Source organism: Elusimicrobiota bacterium, assembly GCA_016722575.1.
Classification (GTDB): domain Bacteria; phylum Elusimicrobiota; class Elusimicrobia; order FEN-1173; family FEN-1173; genus JADKIY01.
Map to the genome: position 1 here is coordinate 792,901 of JADKIY010000001.1, position 16,840 is coordinate 809,740.

6 protein-coding genes are annotated in these 16,840 nt (G+C 62.5%); 2 read left to right on the top strand and 4 right to left on the bottom strand.

Annotated features, from left to right (window positions below; all coding sequences use genetic code 11):
• Nucleotides 1–1,614 precede the first annotated feature (1,614 nt).
• From IPP68_03540 to IPP68_03555, 4 genes are all read right to left on the bottom strand, one after another.
• A complete protein-coding gene (locus IPP68_03540) occupies nt 1,615–4,785 on the bottom strand; it encodes a hypothetical protein (protein ID MBL0349436.1) in 3,171 nt (1,056 codons plus the stop codon).
• Entirely contained in the window at nt 4,763–14,890 is a 10,128-nt protein-coding gene (locus IPP68_03545; protein ID MBL0349437.1) for a hypothetical protein, read from the bottom strand. Before IPP68_03545 ends, IPP68_03540 begins: the two co-directional genes overlap by 23 nt.
• Nucleotides 14,891–15,199: 309 nt before the next feature.
• Nucleotides 15,200–15,544 (bottom strand): iron-sulfur cluster assembly accessory protein, encoded by a 345-nt coding sequence (locus tag IPP68_03550; protein MBL0349438.1) that lies wholly within the window; start codon nt 15,542–15,544, stop codon nt 15,200–15,202.
• Complete coding sequence (locus IPP68_03555) at nt 15,545–15,868, bottom strand: iron-sulfur cluster assembly accessory protein (protein MBL0349439.1); 324 nt, start codon at nt 15,866–15,868, stop codon at nt 15,545–15,547. It abuts the gene before it with no gap.
• 87 nt (nt 15,869–15,955) lie between these two features.
• Between IPP68_03555 and def the strand changes: the two genes are divergently transcribed.
• Nucleotides 15,956–16,486, top strand: a complete 531-nt coding sequence (gene def / locus IPP68_03560) for a peptide deformylase (protein MBL0349440.1) — start codon at nt 15,956–15,958, stop codon at nt 16,484–16,486.
• Nucleotides 16,487–16,502: 16 nt separating this feature from the next.
• A complete protein-coding gene (locus IPP68_03565) occupies nt 16,503–16,838 on the top strand; it encodes a hypothetical protein (protein MBL0349441.1) in 336 nt (111 codons plus the stop codon).
• Nucleotides 16,839–16,840: the final 2 nt, after the last annotated feature.

Below are 16,840 nucleotides of genomic sequence, written 5' to 3' on the forward strand. Positions count from 1 at the left end.
CCCGCGGGCAGACCGAGGGTCGGCGATTTGGGGGTGGCCGGGATCCCCAGGTCCACGGGGAAGGACCGGTTCCGGGCGTCCACAAACGTGAGGGTGACCCGTCCGTCCGTCACGCCGACCGTGTAGGTGGTCAACCCGTAGACCGCTTGAACCCGGAAAACCCGTTGGCCGATCAAGGGAACCAGCCGATTGATTTCGGCTTTGACGGCGCTGTGGTTGGGGCTTAAGAGCGCGGGCGTCGGGGATTCGCGAAGAAGGAAGGACACCACGGCCGGAACGACGTCGTACCGCAGCCAGAAGGCGTTTCGCGGAGACAAATTCGTCGCGCCCAGAACGCCCAGGGCCTGGGGATTGTAAAACTCCAGGGCGGCCGGCAATCCGAACCGTTCGCGAACGCCCGGCCAGTCTTTGGCGGCGGCGTCGATGTAGGGAAGCAGGGAGGAGGCGATCCGGGAATCCTCCGCCAAGGTGTCGGCTTCGGCCGTTTGGCGGTTGTCCCGGGCGATGTGCCCCGCCTCGTGGCCCCAGGTGTTCAAAAGGCCCACGGCCGTGTTGTTGCGGTCCAAATAAACGACCCGCTTGGCGTCGGCGTCCGATTCGCCCTTCTTTTTTAAATCGTTGAACAATCCCAGGGCCGGCAAATTGGAGGTGATCACCACCGCGCCGACCTTGGAGGTGTCCAGTTTCCAGGTGTGGGTCACCTCCAAAAGCCAGGCCAAAATCTTGGCGTCGTCGGCCGTGTTCGCTCCCTCCAAATTAATTTTTTGAAGTTGAGCCGAGGCCTGCAGAAGCGGGTTGGACTTTGCCATCCATTGCTCGGCCCGCTTGATCGACGCCTCGCTGGGCGCCAACTGGGACATGTCCAGGCGGGCCACTTGGGCCCGTTCCAGCGTGGCCAGGGGCAGGTTCGGGGTTTCCACGTTGGCTTGGGAAAGGGCCAGGGGGACGCTCAAAAGGTTGAGGGACAGGAGGGCGGCGGTGGCCAGGCCTTTGACGAAGCCGGTGCGATCGGCCATCCATCGCGCGACGGAATCGCGTACGTTGAGAAGCGCGTGGGCCGCGACCCCGGCGGCCGCCGCCGCGGCGGTCATCCAATGGGACACGCCGCCGGTCATAAACAGGTCCAGCATCATGAGAGGGACGAAGGTAGTGGACGCGATGGCCGTGGCCCCCACGGCGCGCCCAAAGGTTCCCGGGGCGGGCTCAAACCGTTTCGTCGCCGGGTTGTAATTCAGAATGCCGCTCACGTAGTGGGCGCCGAAAAGGGCTACTCCCAACGTGGCGTCGTTCAGCAGATCGGAGCCTTCCGCGTAGCCGGTGAAGGGAAGAAGGAAGTTCACCGCCAGGAGGAGCACCGATTCCAGGGCGCCGAAAAGGGCGAAGGAAAGGTTTCGGGAATTCCCGAGGGACGGGAACCGGTCCAAAAGGGCGTTGGCCACCGGCGCCCACCAGCCGACGGCGCCGCGGGTCGGGCCGTGGGCGGGGGCCGCGGCGGCGGGTTTCGTGGCCGAGAAACCAAGGCCGGTTAGCACTTCCGTTTGAATAAACTGGGTCAATTTCGGCCAAAGGGTGTCCGGTTCTTCGTCGGGCATTTCGATAACGACGAGCTTGTCCTCAAATCCAAGCTTTTTGGCCTGGGCCTTGAGCACCGCGAGGGCCGTGGCGGCGGGACGACCGTCCGGCCGAAGGGCCTTGGTGTCGACGAAGGCGATCAGGAAGTCGGGTTTGCGGGCGCGCAGGGTGTTCTCGTCGAATTTCGTCGTCGCGGGCGGGATATACACTTCCGGGGGTACGGCCGATACGTTGGCTTTCAGGGCTTCGGCGCGGTAATGCCGCGTCCGCCCAAAACCGTTGGCTCCCAGGCCGGCGGAGAAGAACCGAATCGTCTTCAGGGCTTCGGGGTCCGGGGCCCAGCAGGACTTTGTTTGCGTCCTCCGGGAAGTCCAGTTTCATCCCGCTGCGCATGGTCAGGGTCGTGACGGTCCCTTCGGGGGACGTCACTTCCAACCGGGGCAGAATGGCGTTGATGGAGGATTGGAACTGATCCCGCTCGGCGGCCGGGACCAGGGAACTGTTGAATTTGAAGAGCGCCTTGCGCGCCAGAATTTCGGCGATGGCGCTTCGGCTTTCGTTGTTGGAGCAAATGAACATGCCCGTGACGTGATCGTCCTCGGTCAGCCGCCCGCCGCGGCGCAATTTTTCGACGCTCGCCCGGAGTTTCGCTCCCGCCCGGGCCAGGACCGCTTTTCCTTCCGCGTCGATGTATTTGGGGGCCGCCGGACCGGCGGTGGGCGCGTGTCCGGCGGTCAAGGCCGTCCAACCGAAGCGGGCGGCGGCCCGGTTGTGGACGGCGTGGAGGGCCACGCTAGCCAGCGCGCCCAGGGGGGCCAGGAACAGCCCGCCGAAAGGGTCCATGAAGGCCAGGAGCAAAGGCGCGTGAATGGCCATGCCCCGCAGGGCCAAGTTCCACCGGGTTTGCCGGGTGGCGGGGGCGGGTTCCAATTCCCATCGGCCCAAACGGTCAACCCCCGACTCCGCGGGCTTATAGCGATAGACCGACCGGTGGGAAAAGCCGAAGGCCACGTTAACGAGGGCGAAGAGGCCGGTGGCCGCGAAGAAGGAATGATCGATGGAGACGCCGAAGAAGGACCCCAGGGCGCTCATCAAGCCCACGGAGGCGTAGAAGAAGACGCCCGTAGCGAGGGATTCCACCAAGGGGGCCTTTTCGTTGACAATGCGGTTGAGGTCGGCCGGATTATTCTTGTCGAGGTTGAAGACCCAGGCGATCAGGGGCACCAGCCCCGGAATCGTCGCGGCAAGCGGTTTCTGTTCAAAATCAGCGGCTCTGACCAAATTGATGGCGACGCCATGGTAGCCGCCCCAATCCGCCGGCGGCGTCGATAGGAGAATTTTGTGGACGGTTGGCCGGCTACGCACAAATCGCCGAATGATCTCCGGGGTGGCCAGCGGTGTGGGATCGGTTGCACCTGTCACAGCGGCGATCAACTTAAGGGCCTTGCGCTGGACGTCGGGGTGGTTCCTTAGGTATTCAAGGTATTCAGAGACAGCTTGTTCCCCGGGCGATACGGGGGCGACGGAATGAGCGAAAGTTGTCACAAGCTGAAGGGGCGAGTCCTCGGGCCGCTGAGCGATGCGAGCCATAATCACTTTTAAATCATCGTTGTTCATCGGGCGGCCGGTGATTTCCTGGAAACGAGCCCGCCAGGCCTGAATATCTTGAGGCGTGAAAACTCTTACGTTGTTGGTAACAGGCTTCGGTTCCGTCGCGCGCAGGCGCCCCTCCAATTCGGTGCGCAGGGGCTCCGAGGGGAGGCTCTTGTCGATCGCCGGTCCCATGAGGTCTCTGATGTCGTCGGCGCTCAGCGTGGCTTTGATTTCAGAATGTTTGTATCGCTCTCTTTCGTCCGGGACGATTTCGCCGTTGGGCAATGCGACCTCCCGGCCTTCAAAGGCCCCATACCGGTAGCCGAGGCGTCCATGTGAGCGATCGCTAAAACGTTTGTCGCCCCCTGTCCCGAGCTCATGAAACTCAAGCCCCGGGACCTCTCCTATTCCCGCATCGGCCAGTCTCTTTTCCAGCAACATCCCCAGGAAGATGGCCGAAATCTCGTAAGGTTCAACCGACTTCCCTTTCAATTCGTTCAAACGGAATTTCTCATAGATTTGAGCTGCAATGGATTGATGCAGGTAGATGGTGATGCCTTTGGCGGCTTGAGTCTCATAATCCTTCAGAAACTCCAGCATTTCAAGGCCGTCGGCGACCTTGTGCGGTATGTTAAGGTCCCAAAGTACCGGCAGTATTGCGTCCAACACACGATCGGCGTCATCCGGCGTCAGGCTGATATGGAATTTCCAGCCCTGTTTGTCGCGCGGCAGTTCTCCCATTCGAACATCTGCATATCGCCATCCCCGCATCGGAACATATTTATCCTGCGGGGTTTTGAGGCGGATGGGGTCAGTCCCGTCCTCGCCCTTCCCGGGGCCCTTTCGGGCGGGCGCGTGCCCGGCGGTCAAGGCCGTCCAGCCGAAGCGGGCCGCGGCCCGGTTGTGGACGGCGTGGAGGGCCACGCTGGCCAGCGCGCCCAGGGGGGCCAGGAACAGCCCGCCGAAGGGATCAACGAAGGCCAGGAGCAAAGGCGCGTGAATGGCCATGCCCCGCAGGGCCAAGTTCCACCGGGTTTGCCGGGTGGCGGGGGCGGGTTCCAATTCCCATCGGCCCAAACGGTCAACCCCCGGCTCGGCGGGCTTGTAGCGGTAGAAGGAGCGGTGGGAAAAGCCGAAGGCCACGTTAACGAGGGCGAAGAGGCCGGTGGCCGCGAAGAAGGAATGATCGATGGAGACGCCGAAGAAGGACCCCAGGGCGCTCAAAATCCCGACGCCGGCGTAGAAGGCGAGGCCGGTGGCGACGGATTCGACCAGGGGGGCCTTCTCGTTGACAATGCGGTTGAGGTCGGCCGGATTGTTCCTGTCGAGGCCATAGACTCTGGCGATGAGGGGCACCAGCCCCGGAATCGTTGCGGCCGGCGGTGTCGCGGAACTTTCATTTAAGAAGGCATCCAATTGACGTTTAACGTTTTTGTTTAACTGCTGCCAGTAGGAAAGACTTTGTTCCCACTCGTTGTAAACCTTGTCGTTGGCGAGGACGTCGGCCACGGCGTCCCCCGTGGCTTCAATGTATTTTTGAACGGAAACAAGGAAATCGCGACCGGCTTCGGATTGAATGGCGGAAAGGATTTCCCGATCAACGGTGCGGTCGTCGATCATTCCCAAGTTGCGAGGGGCGTTCTTTCAGGCCGGGGCCCTCCCAGTGGCGCGCAATATCAAACAAGGTTTTAACGGTTTGCCGGGCCAGGCCGGGATCCATCCGGCCATGGGCTTTGATCTCGTGGAGCGTTTGCCCCTCGACAAATTCTTCGACGTACCATTGGATCTGCTCTTTGCCGTCGGGCGTTTCAATGAAATCGGCAAGGCCGAAGCGGGGCGTTCCGTGGCCTCCGATGGATTTCAGGGCATCAAGCTCTCCACGTGCGGGTCTTGAAGGCACAGGTTTTCTTTGGGAATTACGGACATCTTTTCCTTCCGCGACATAGGCGATGTCGAATTGGTCGGTCAAGTCGGTGGACGAAAGGGGAACCTCCAGGATCCGGCGAATCAGCATGGCGGCCGTCCCCTTGTCGACTTTCGTCAGAATTTCGCCGGCGGTGGTGGATAGGTCCGCCAGGCGCCGAGCCGTATCGGCCGGTTTTTCTCCGGGTTGCGTGGCGTAACGTCCGGCGATGGCGAACCGTCTAAAAGCACCGGCGGAGGACGAGGCCGGCCCTCCCGCCGTCATCGCCCGCCAGCCGAAATGGGAGGCCAGTTCGTTGTGGACGATGTGCAGGACGACGGAGGTGGCGGCGCCCAGGATCGTCACGAGGGGGCCTAGAAGGGGGAAGAGGTTTGTCCAGAGCAGCGGGGAGTGAATGGCCATTCCGCGCACGGCCAAGCTGAGGCGGGTGCCCCAGGAGGCAAATTTCGGTGTGCCGTCGGGGTTCGACTCGACTTCCCATTGGCCGTCCCGGTAGGTGTACACCCGGGCGTGAAGGGCGCCGAAGGCGAGGTTCGCCAGGGCGAAGAGCGAGTATTGGTTGAAAATCGTCGGATTCAGGGAAACCGGGACTCCGAGGAAACCGGAGACGATGACGTCCAGGTTGGACATCAGCACCATGGCCCCGAAATAGAAAAGACCGAAAAGGGCGGATTCGACGAAGGGGGCTTTTTCCGTCACGATCTTGTTCAGGTCTTCCGGGCTGTTGGGGTTCAGCCGGTAGAGGCGGGCGATCAGCGGGACGAGGCCGGGGATGGTCGCGGGCGGGCCGCGATCCCGGTGGACGTTGGGGGCCGCGCCGGTTTTTAGAATGGGGATTTCGCCCCGGCCGAACCGGACGGCTTGATTGTAGAGGGTCAAGGATTGGTAGGCCAACGAAAGCAGTTTGGTCGGATTGGTTTTGACCCCGAACATGGGGAAATGCGAATTCGCGTTGTGAACGGCGGCGTATTGGAACGGCCAATAAAGGTCCAAGAAGGCCTTTTCCCGGGTGTCAACGGCGTAAATATCCGAAAGTTCGGGTTGGGACAAGGACACGTGGTTCGACCGTCCCAGGAGAACGTCGACCTTGAACGGGGTCGATTCACGCCCCCGTTCCCTGGTGGCGAAATATTCAATGACGGATTTGACGAACAGCGCGGATTTCCCGGACCCGTAAGTGTCCACCACGACAAAGGACCGAGTCATCGGCAAGCCGCTGGAGCGGAATTGGCGATAAATTTGATTCGCGTAGTCGGCGAAAAGCGCGTCGCCTTCGATGAGAGCCGCTGTTTTTTGCTTGAATTTTTCCTCGATCCCCTCCCGAACGGCCGCCGATTTAATGCCCAATTGATCGAAGGGGAATAGACCTTCGGCGACGATTTCCCTAAAACTCTCGTCCATGATGTTCTTGATGGATTTGATGATTTGCGACAATTCTTTGTCGTCGTTGCGGCGATTGGGGCCCACCGGCGTGAATATGCCCGGATGGTAAACCACGGCGGCGGCCGACGTTTGGTCGTTCAGTTGGTCCGTGTAGCGACGGAATTCGTTAATGGACAAGGCGTCGCGGGCCAGGAAGATCGGCACCTGCCCCGTTTCCTGAAGGCGCGCCACGACGTACGGCGCGAAGGCGACATGACTGTCGACGGCTTCCTGGTCCCGGGTGACGACGTCCGGGGCCAGCAATTGCCGCAATTCTTCCCGGGCGTGCAGGAAGGAGTCCCGGTTGACCTGGTTCGACCCGCCCATGAGCATCAGCCAGCCGGAGAGAATTTGATTGATTTCGTTGTCGGTGAAGACCCGGGGGCGTCCTTCGGCGTCCTTGGGAAACTGGTCCGCGTCCAAGGCCCAAGGCAAAGCCGCCAAGTCTTTCAACTGGAAAAGGCGCTCCTTTCCAAAAAACCGCTGGTGGTTGGCGAACAAACTCTGGGCCACGGGATGGGGGGTGAGCACAATGATCTTGGTGGATTGGAAAAAGCTTTCAATGCTCCCGGCCTTCCACCAATTCCGCATTTCGGGTTGGCGAATCAAGGACGCGTCGTGGATGGGGATGTTCCCGGGGGCCCATTGTTCGCCCGGCGTTCCCCGGCCCCGCACTTGAATGAGTTCCGTGCCCTCAAAGGCGCGGCCCAGACGTTTGACGACGTTGCGGATGGCGATGTCTTGTAGGTGGCGGGCCGGCGTGTCGCCCTGCTTGGTGTAGTCCCCGCCGCTGGCCACGTTGGACGGAGCGGTGTCGTAGACGTCGCGCGCCATTTTAACCAGGCGGTCCAGTTCGTCGGGATGGGACTTGAAATATTGATAGTAGCCTTCTTCGTAAAATTCGTAGGCCCTTGATTCGTCCACGATTTGGTCGTTAATGACGTGCTTGATGGACCAGCCGCTGGGGCCGAACCATTCGTCCAGCCGCGCCCGAATCGCCGGGGCGTTGTAGCCGAAATATCCGGGGCGAAAGAAGTCCTCCTTGGCGTATTCTTGTAAGAAATCCGCCAAGGACATTTTGACCAGGCGCTTGGCGTTGCTGGGGGGGCCTTGGTCCCCGTTGGCCGCGGTGGCGGCCGTCCAGCCGAACCGGGCGGCCAATTGGTTGTGGACGACATGGAAAGCGACGCTGGTCAGAGCCCCCAGGGGGGCCAGGAAGAGGCCGCCGAGGGGGTCCATGAAGGCCAACAAGAGGGGGGTGTGAATGGCCGCGCCCCGGAGAGCCAACGCCCAACGATCGCGGAGGGACGCGGGGGCCGGTTCGGCCTCCCAGCGGCCCGTTCGGGTGACGCCCGGGAGGGGCGGCTTAAAGCGATAAACCGACCGGTGGGAAAAGCCGAAGGCCAGGTTGACCAGGGCGAAGAGGCCCGTGGCGGCAAAGAAGGCGTGGTCGATGTGAAAGCCCACCGCGGAACCCAGGGCGCTCAGGAGTCCCACGGCGGCGTAGAAGAAGACCCCCGTAACGACGGTTTCGACGAGGGGGGCTTTTTCGTTGATAATGCGGTTCAAATCCGCCGGGTTGGCGGGATTGAGTCCGTAAAGCCGGCCAATCAGGGGAACCAACCCCGAAATCGTCGCCGCCGGAGGCCCCCGGGGCGCCCCGGTGGACGTGGGGGCCAAGGTCCCGTTGGCGGACTGTTCGTCCAAGAGGACGACGTCGTTGCCAACGATGGATAGAGAGAATTGGTTGCGGGAAATGCCGCTGGTCGGGCCGACGCCCAGGTCCTCCCGGCCGAATTGAAGGGTTGCGCCGGTCCGTCGATGGCCGTTCGGGAGAAGCAGAGACAATCCCCCTTCGGGGGTCGACTCCAGCACTAGGTGGACGCCATTGACGACGAGGGGCACGGGCAGATGTTTTCGGGGGATGTTGACGGCCCCCGCGTTTTGGGACGGGCCGCCCAGGAGTGCCGTTGCCCGGACGTTCCTCCAGGCGTCAACGAGGGCGGTCAGATACTCGGCGGAGAAGGCTTCGATTCGCCCCGGGGTTTGATTGCGTTGGAGGGAAGAGACGGTCTGCTCGAGGGCATACACCTCATCGGACAACGGTTCGTTGGCCAATGGCCGGCCGAGCGCCGCCAAGTGGTCGTTCAAACGAGTGTCCAAGTGAAGCCGGACGGTCCGCATTTGGGCCAGGTCGTCTCCCAGCTCCAAGTTCCCGGAATCTCCCCGGCGCAGGGTCCCGGCGGCCGACACACGCTGCCCCGCTTCGTCCCGAATATCCGAAAGGGTGTAGCGGGCCGATCTCCCGCCCTCCGAGGCTTCGATGTCCACGGCCACGGCAAAGGCGGCGGCGTTTTGGATGTCGCTTAGGACGACCGCCCCGTCTTGGGGGACGACGCGAATTTTGTCGCCTTTAATGTAAACGTCCAGGGGGATCCGAAGGGCGCGGCCCTGGGCCAAGATTCCCAAATCCCCCCGGACCGAGGCCAGAAGGGTCGATTCCAATCGTTCCCGGCCGGAATTTCCCTCTTCAGCGGGGCTCACGTCCACCGTGGTGTTGTTGGGTGAAAAGTTTTCCACCGTGGCTTCGCTGCCCGACCAGGCCAGGGCGGCGTGTTTGCGGGAAACTTCCACGCCGCTCAACCGGAGCGTGCGTCCCTCGGCGGCGGTTTGGCGGCCCAGAGTCAAGGATTCCCCGGGTTGAAGGACTTCCCGGCCTTCGGGGCCGGTGGCGATCAATCGGTTTCCCTCGAGCGAGAGGGAAACGCGGTTTCCGCTCAACACCAGGACCGAGGGGAAAGTGCCCAGCCGGCGGGGCCCCGACGTTGGCGTGAGAATCGTGTTCCCCGTGATGGCGGGGACGACCGGCGCGACCGGGGTCTCGACGACGGGTTCCGCCGGCCGGGTGATCCGCAGGGCGTTGTTCAGGAAGAAGTCGGCCGTTCCCTGCCGTTCGTTGGTGACGCCGAAATCGAAGTAGGCTTCCGGGATGACGTTCCAGGTTTTTTTAACGGTCTCATTGTTGAATTCCGCCGCGCCGTCCCCCGGCTGAAAACGGGCGCGTCCCGCGGAGGCGGGGGCCAAAATCACGCCGGGGGTGAGGCGGGCGAGCTGTTCCCAGGCGGCCTTCCAAACGGGACTCAAATCGTAGCCCGAGGCGTTGTAGTCGCCGAAAACGAGAACGCCCTGATCGGTCATCACCAGCACCACGTTGGCGATCATGGCCCCGGTGGCTTCGTCGTAGGCCATGGCGAAGGCGGAGTTGGATTCCAGGGCGTGGGCCACGGGCATTTCCTGGTGGCCGCCCCCGAAGGGATTGAAGCACCCCGGAACCCGGTGCCCGGCGGCCACTTCGTCCAGGAGGCTTTTCTGGATTTTCACCGAGACCCGGGCCCGGGCGTCGTCTTTTAGTTTCTGCGTGGCCAAGAGGGACCGGAGGGCGATGAGGATTTCGTTGAAGTGGAGTTGAATTTGGAGGAACCGTTCCTCGGGGTTTTCCACGCCGTCCCGGGAGAGGCGGTCGATGGCCTCGTCCCGTTGGCCGAGGATCCGCTCGTTCACGAATTGTTCGGCGGCGGCGTAGGTGTCCAGGGCGTCGGCCGTTTGCGCGGCTTCGGCCGCCTTGACCAGTCCCAGGGATCGGGCGATCTGGACCAACTGTTCGGTTTGCCTCTGAACCTGGACAATCCGTTCCTGGGCCGACAGCGGGGCCACGTCCTGGGCCGGGACGACGATTCCCCGGTCCCACAACGCGGGGGAATAGCCCGCCGCCAGAAGCGCGGCCTTGGCCTCGCCGTTGCCGGGGATTTGGGCGAGGTTGTGCGCCGCGGCGGCGGCGTTCGCCGCCTCGGCCGTCCCACCGTTGCGGAGCGTCTCCAGCCAGGTCGTGACGGCCGACTTCAGCCGGTCCGCCAACCCCGCCGTTTCCCCGGTCGGGGCGCGCTCCGGCCGCAACGACGTGGTCAAGGACGTGGCCACGATCAGTTGCGTCAATTGCCGCTGGTCCAGCTTCTCCAAAATGGGAGCGTTTTCCTCGCCGAAAACCTCCAGAACCGCCTGCCGCTCGGCGGCGGCGACGACCGCCTCGACCGTCCTAGCCAGATTTTTCGGTCGGAGCGACCCGCCGGCGAAAGCGGCCGCCAAGGCGCGCATGGCTTCCAGGGAAGGTTCGAGTTTTTCCCGGGAATTGGCTTCCGCGTGAAGTTTAAGAAGCAGACTCCAACGGTAAAAGGTTTCGATCAAACGGTAATAGTCGATGGCCGGGTCGGTGCGTCGAAGGAATTCGAAAAACGGATCCCTTTCGCTCCAATAGGGAAGGCCCGCCAGGGCCTCGTCCAACAGTCCCACGCTGGGAACGCGGTTTTTCTCCGCCAGGAACATCAATAAATCCAGGGAAGCCGCGGGGCCGATGTGGCGGGAAAGGGCCCCGTCCACGTGATTGATGAGATGACCCTCTTCCGGCACGCTCCATCGCTCGGCGATTCCCCGAAGCCGCTCGGCCAGGGCCGCCATGCGCTCGGGGCGGGCCGTTGAGCTTCCGGTGTTCCGTGCCGTCGTGGCCAGGGCCCGGGCGGCAAAACCCATGAAGGATCCCTCGCTGGAGCGGATTTTTCTCGGATCGACTCGGACGCCGAGGGTTCCCAGCAAAGCGATTTCCTCCGGGGACAGGGCGCCAAGGTGTTTCAGGTCGTCGCTGGGAATGTTCAGGGCCCGCAAGGTTTTGGTCCGCTCGAAGGCCTGGACGAAGGCCGGGGCCTGGGCCAGGGGGCCTTTGAGCGGGCGATCCCGGGTGTCCTCCCAGGGGCTGAACGCCGATTCCAGGGCTCTTTCCACTTCGCTCGACAAATTGAAGCGCGCGCTCTGACCGGCCACGGCCAAATCCGCCAACAAGGGTTTTTGAAGATCCGGGTAGACCAACCCGAGCAGCAACAGGCCCACCGCGGCCTTTTCCTCCGTTTGGTATCGGGAGGGTTTATCCCCTTCAAAGAGCAGTTCGGAAAGACCGGTAAAAAATTCCAGAGGCGCCGTTTCACTTTCGCGGCCCACGGGGGATCGGGCCAGCAATTCCAGGAAGTGGACCTTGGTGAGGCCGAAAATCATGCCCTCGTTTTCCCGTACAAATTGCGATTTGAGAACCCGCTCGATGGCCGCCGCGCTTTCCCCGGGGTCGGGGGAGGACAGCAGTCGGTTGCCGAGGGTGTTTTGAATCGTTTGTGATTTTGTCTGATCGAAAACCTCCCCCAGGAGGAAGGAGATTTTCCAGAGAGTCTGGGCGTCCGGTCCCTCGGTCAACAATTTGGGGGAGTCCGCCACGCGCTGGAAATAGAGTTGACGGAATTCCCGGTGGAGGCGTTGTAGGTCGGCGGGGGCGGACAGAAGAGCCTGGGTGGCGGCGCCGAAATCGGCCCCCTCTTTAACCAGAACGTGTCCCGCGAGGGCGATCATGGCCCGCTCGGACCGGTCGTAGGCGTCCATGCGGTCGAAAAATTCACCGAGTCGAACCAGCGCCTCCGGATTGGATATCGCGTGGTGGACGATCCTCTCGGCCATGACCTCCCCGGGGACGGGCACGTCTTGGGTGGAAGTTCCCGCGCCTTGGCGGGCCATGTTCAGAAGCCGGTTCAAGGCCAGGGCCAGTTCGGGCTTTTCGTTCAGCCGTTGGTCGGGGGCCAGAAGGCGATCGAGTCCGGCGAGGGCCGTGGGCGAGGTGAATTTTCCGTACCTTCGGAGATTGGACAGGCCGGCCAGGTGGTCTTCCGTTGATCCCGTCAAAAAGGCGCCACCGCCGCGGCGTTGGGCCCAGTTGACCCCCGCGTGGCCCAAAACGCCTACCGCAAAGCCCCCGACGACGGGACCGAGAACGGAAGACGAGACCCCCGCCAGTTCTTGCAAACCTTGAAGGGGCGCGGCCCAGAAATGGGATGTTCCGAGGGAAAGAAGCGTGTTTCCCAATTCCCGAACGAGGAGGGGAAGGTTTTGAATGATTTCGGTTGGGCCGAAGGCGGCAAAGGAGGGGACAAAGGCGCCTGTCAAAAAGACCGTGACGGCCAAGGACGCGACTCCGAAAGCCGTGAACAGGGAAAAGATGCCAAGTCGATCGAGGGGGGTGGCTTCGCGTTGTTGAAGAGCTCCGTCTTTCCCGTAGTAGTAGACCTGTTTGTGCGTTGCCAACGTGATTTTGGCCGCGACGACCAAGGCGGCGGTCAGGGACCAAGCGGGAGAACCCGCCAGGAGAAGAATGGGGTAAACGTACAGGAGAAACCGGGCGTTCTCGCCGAAGGGGGCGGACCATAAAACCGTGCGGGCGGGATCGGTGCGCATCGATCCGGCGTAGTTCCCGGAGAAAAGCGGCCGACGCGCCAAGTCGCTCAAAGCGGAGCGGGCGCGGACCACGACCGATTCGGTCAGAGCGCCGGGGAGGGCCGCCGCACGGGCGAATAAGCCCGACATTCGGGAGGCCAAACCGCCGACCAAAGCGCCGAAGGCGGCCACGACCGATCCCGTTCTCCGAACCATGTCCACGGCGTGGCCGTTGCCCAGATCGACGTGGCGGTCGGCGGCCCCGTGGACGTTGTCGCAGGGCTCCAGGGCCTCGGCGGCCGATACGGATACCGCGCGGACGCCGTTTTGCAGGACTTCCTGGGCGCCGTGAATAAACCGGGGGGTTTCGCCCGTCGCGTCGGCCAGGGCGATGGGGTGGGAAAGATAAATGCGGTCGCCGGCGACCAATTTTTCCAGGGGAACGGGGTCGTGGGCCAGGATGTCCAGGTAATCGCTCTCGCCGGGGACGTCCGTGATTTTAGGCGTGACCACGACGTAGGAAATTTGTTTTTGCCGGAGAAGGCCGGTCAATCCCTCGGTGTGGAAGCCGCCGGCCACGAGCACGCCGGTGGTGGTGCCTTTTTCGGCCATTTTAGCCAGGAGGTTGGCCACCAGGGCGTCGTTTCGACGGACGGCGTAGGAGCAGAAATCCTCAAAGGGCTTGAGCGTTTCAACCGTCAGGGACGGGAGCCGGGCCACCGTCGGATCCAGGGCCGCCAGGCGGTCCCGAAGGGCCAGAATCTCGGGCCGGCGCTTTTCGTAGGCCACCCAGTCGGGCATGGCCATTTCGTGCCGGAGCATTTTTTCCAACAGGGCCAGGTCCCGGGCGATGTTCATTAAGGCGGTTTCGGCGGGGGTTTTGGCCAGGGAATTTTGGGCGGCGATTTCCAACTGGTCCAGTTCGGCCACGAGCTCGTTGCGGCTGATCTTCTCCGCCAGCAGGACGTAGGTGATGTAGCTGGAGAGTTGGCCGAAATCGTCCAGGCGAATTTTGTTGTCGGCGCAGACCTGGCGCAGGTGGCGGTGGTAGTCGCCGTAGCCCATCCGGCCCGTGCGGTAATCGATGCTTCGGGCCACCAAGTCCTGGAGGGCCGGTTTCGACAGGCGGCGGACCAAAACTTCCACCAGGCGTTGGCGCTCGGTTTCCACGGCCTTGAAATCGAGGTTTTCCTCCCAATCCAGGGCGTTCAGCATCAGGCGGACGTTGGGAATGTCCAGGCGCCCGTCCCGGCCGCCGGGGGTTTTGACCAGGGCCCGGACGTAGTCGCCCAACTTTTCCCGCTGGGCCTTGTAGGCTTCAAAATGCCGGTCGAAGTTCTTGAGGCCTTCGGAGAAGGTTTTTTTCTTTTCCTGGTCGGCGACGGCCCGCAGGGTGGCCAGGGTGGCGAGGAGGGTGGTTTTGGTCTTGAAAGCGGTTTTGAGGGCTTTGACGTTCCCTTCGTAGAGGGCCGAGTCTTCCGCGCCGTAGAAGGCCGGGGCCTGGGGCAGGGTGAGTCCGGCGTACTCGGGCCCCGCGATCAGGCCTTTAATCAAAAGGAAATCGGCGATGTCTTTGGTGATGGACGAATCGGGGTAGGTGCGGTAGGGGTCCAGGGTGAAGGAGCCCGAGGCGCCTTCCAGTCCCACCAGGTTGACCCGGCGTTCCTGCATGAGCGCCCCGAGCATGGCGGAGATGTTTCGCTGGGCTTCCTCGATGCCGTGGGCGTCTTGGATGTGAACGACCACCGGGGCGTTGGCTTTGGGGGAGAGGTAGACGTCCCGCACCCAGCCGTAGGGCGTGACCAGCTTGCCCAGCCAGTCCTGGGGGGCCGTTTTGGTGGGGGGGATCTTGGCCAATTCTCCGGGGGTGGAGGAAATGGCGGATCCGCCGGCCGAGCCCAGGTCCATCCGGACCGCCTGGGGGATTTGGGACAAGAGCATGTTGCCCTCTTGCCCCAGGTCGATCCCCTCGGATTCCGGCGGCTGCATTTTGCGCGCCGCGACCCGACGAGCGCTCCAAAAGTTTTGCTCCTGGGCGTAGACGCCGAGGACGTTGCAGAAAAAGAAGGAGGCCGCCAAGGCGCCGCCCAGGGCGGACCGAAGGCCCGCCGAAGGTCGGAGGAGCCGTCGCTCCTTTGGAGCGCCGACTGTCCCCGGAGCTCCGCGAAGGGGGCGGAGGAGCCGTCGCTCCTTTGGAGCGCCGACTGTCCCCGGAGCTCCGCGAAGGGGGCGGAGGGACGGGAGAAAGCGAAGTAAGGCTTTGGTTTTCGTCATGGATGAGCTGCGGCGCGGGGCTCTCTCCCCTCGGCGCGGCTTAATAGAAGAATAGGGGAAGAAGGGCGAAAAAGCCCTTAAGGGATGGTAAATTTATTGTAACGGGTTTTTGGGTTAAACGCCGAAGGATTCGCCGCAGGAGCAGGTGGCGGTGGCGTTGGGGTTCTTGAAGAGAAATCGGCGGGAAAACATCTTGTCTTCGTAGTCCAGGGTGGTGCCGGCCAGGTAAAGCAGACTTTTTTTGTCCACATAAACCGTGACGCCGTGGGCGTCCACCCGGTGGTCGGTTTGGGGGGCGGGGCCCACCAGGGGTTCCAGGGAGTAACTGAACCCCGAGCAGCCGCCCGCCGTGACTTTCACCCGCAGGGCCTCGGCGCCTTGGCCTTTTTCGGCCAAAAGCTTTTTGGCGCGCTGGGCGGCGCGTTCGGTTACGTCAAAGAGGGCTTGGGTTTCGATCACTTAGGCGTCGAAGGATTTGCCGCAGCCGCAGCTTTTTTTGGCGTTGGGGTTGGAGATGGCGAAGCCGCCGCCGGAGAAATCCTCTTTGTAGTCGATGACGGCGCCCGCCAAAAGCGCGGCGCTCGGCTCGTCGATCACCAGGTTCAGTCCGCTCAAATCCAGGGCGGTGTCCCCGTCTTTTTTGTCGTCGAAGGTGAACCCGTATTGGTAGCTGGAGCAGCCGCCTTTTTCGACGTAGACGCGCAGGGCTTTGCCGGCGAGTCCCTTGTCGTTGGCGTAAAATTCCTTGACCTTTTCCACCGCGTTCGGGGTCATTGTGAGCATGGTTCCTCCGGGATTCTTGATTTCGATCTAATTATGCCAAAAAAGTCATATATTGTCAACGACGGAAAAGAGCGGTATAATACTTCCATGTCCACCGCCGCCGAGTCCCCGACCCTGTTGGAAATCCGCAAATTCGGGGACCCCGTGCTTCAACGCCCCGCCAAGCCCGTCGAAAAAATCGACGAAAAGCTTTTGCGCCTCGTCGCCGCCATGTTCCGCACCATGTACGCGGAGCCGGGCATTGGCTTAGCCGCGCCTCAGGTGGGCGTCTCCCTTCGCCTGATGGTGCTGGACGTGGCCCCCGAAGGCCAAAGCCGGCCCCTGGCCCTTCTCAATCCGGTCTTTTTGGAAAAGAAGGGGAAGATTCGTTCCGAGGAAGGATGCCTTTCTTTTCCGGGAATCCAAGTGACGGTGCCCCGGGCGGCCCGGGTCAAGGTGTCGGGCATCAACGAACGCGGCCTGCCCGTGACCGTCGAGGCCGAAGGCCTCTTGTCCCGCTGCCTTCAGCACGAAATGGACCATTTGGACGGGGTCGTCATGATCGACCGCCTCCGTCTTCCCCAGAGGCTCAAGGTCCTCTGGGACATTCGCCAGCGTAAAAAAGCCGGGCTCTGGTAGCCCCCAAGGACCTCCCGTGACCGAACCCGCCGCTCCGCCCTCCGCGCTTTTAAAGATGGTTCGCGCTTCCCGCCATCTCATCACCGCCGTGTGCGTCGTTTTGGTTTTTGTCACCATCGTTTCTCTTTTCCGAAACGCTCTGGCCCCCTCCGGTTCCTGGCGACTCCTGGCCGAAAGCGGCCAGGTGTTCCTCCCCGCCGTTTTTCTTTTCGTCCTTTTCAATAATCTCGCCCACCGTTACCCGGTCAGCGAGGCGGCCAAGGCCCGTTTAAAAACGGCTTCCCGGGTTTGTCTCGGCCTGGCGGTCCTGGGGTTTGTGATGGGTTACCTGTATCTCCGGCGTTCCGCCTGAGA

Bases quoted from the DNA above. Each gene is read 5' to 3' on its own strand.
- IPP68_03555 (MBL0349439.1), bottom strand. From the start codon at position 15,868: ATGCTCACAATGACCCCGAACGCGGTGGAAAAGGTCAAGGAATTTTAC.
- IPP68_03540 (MBL0349436.1), bottom strand. From the start codon at position 4,785: ATGATCGACGACCGCACCGTTGATCGGGAAATCCTTTCCGCCATTCAA.
- def (MBL0349440.1), top strand. From the start codon at position 15,956: ATGTCCACCGCCGCCGAGTCCCCGACCCTGTTGGAAATCCGCAAATTC.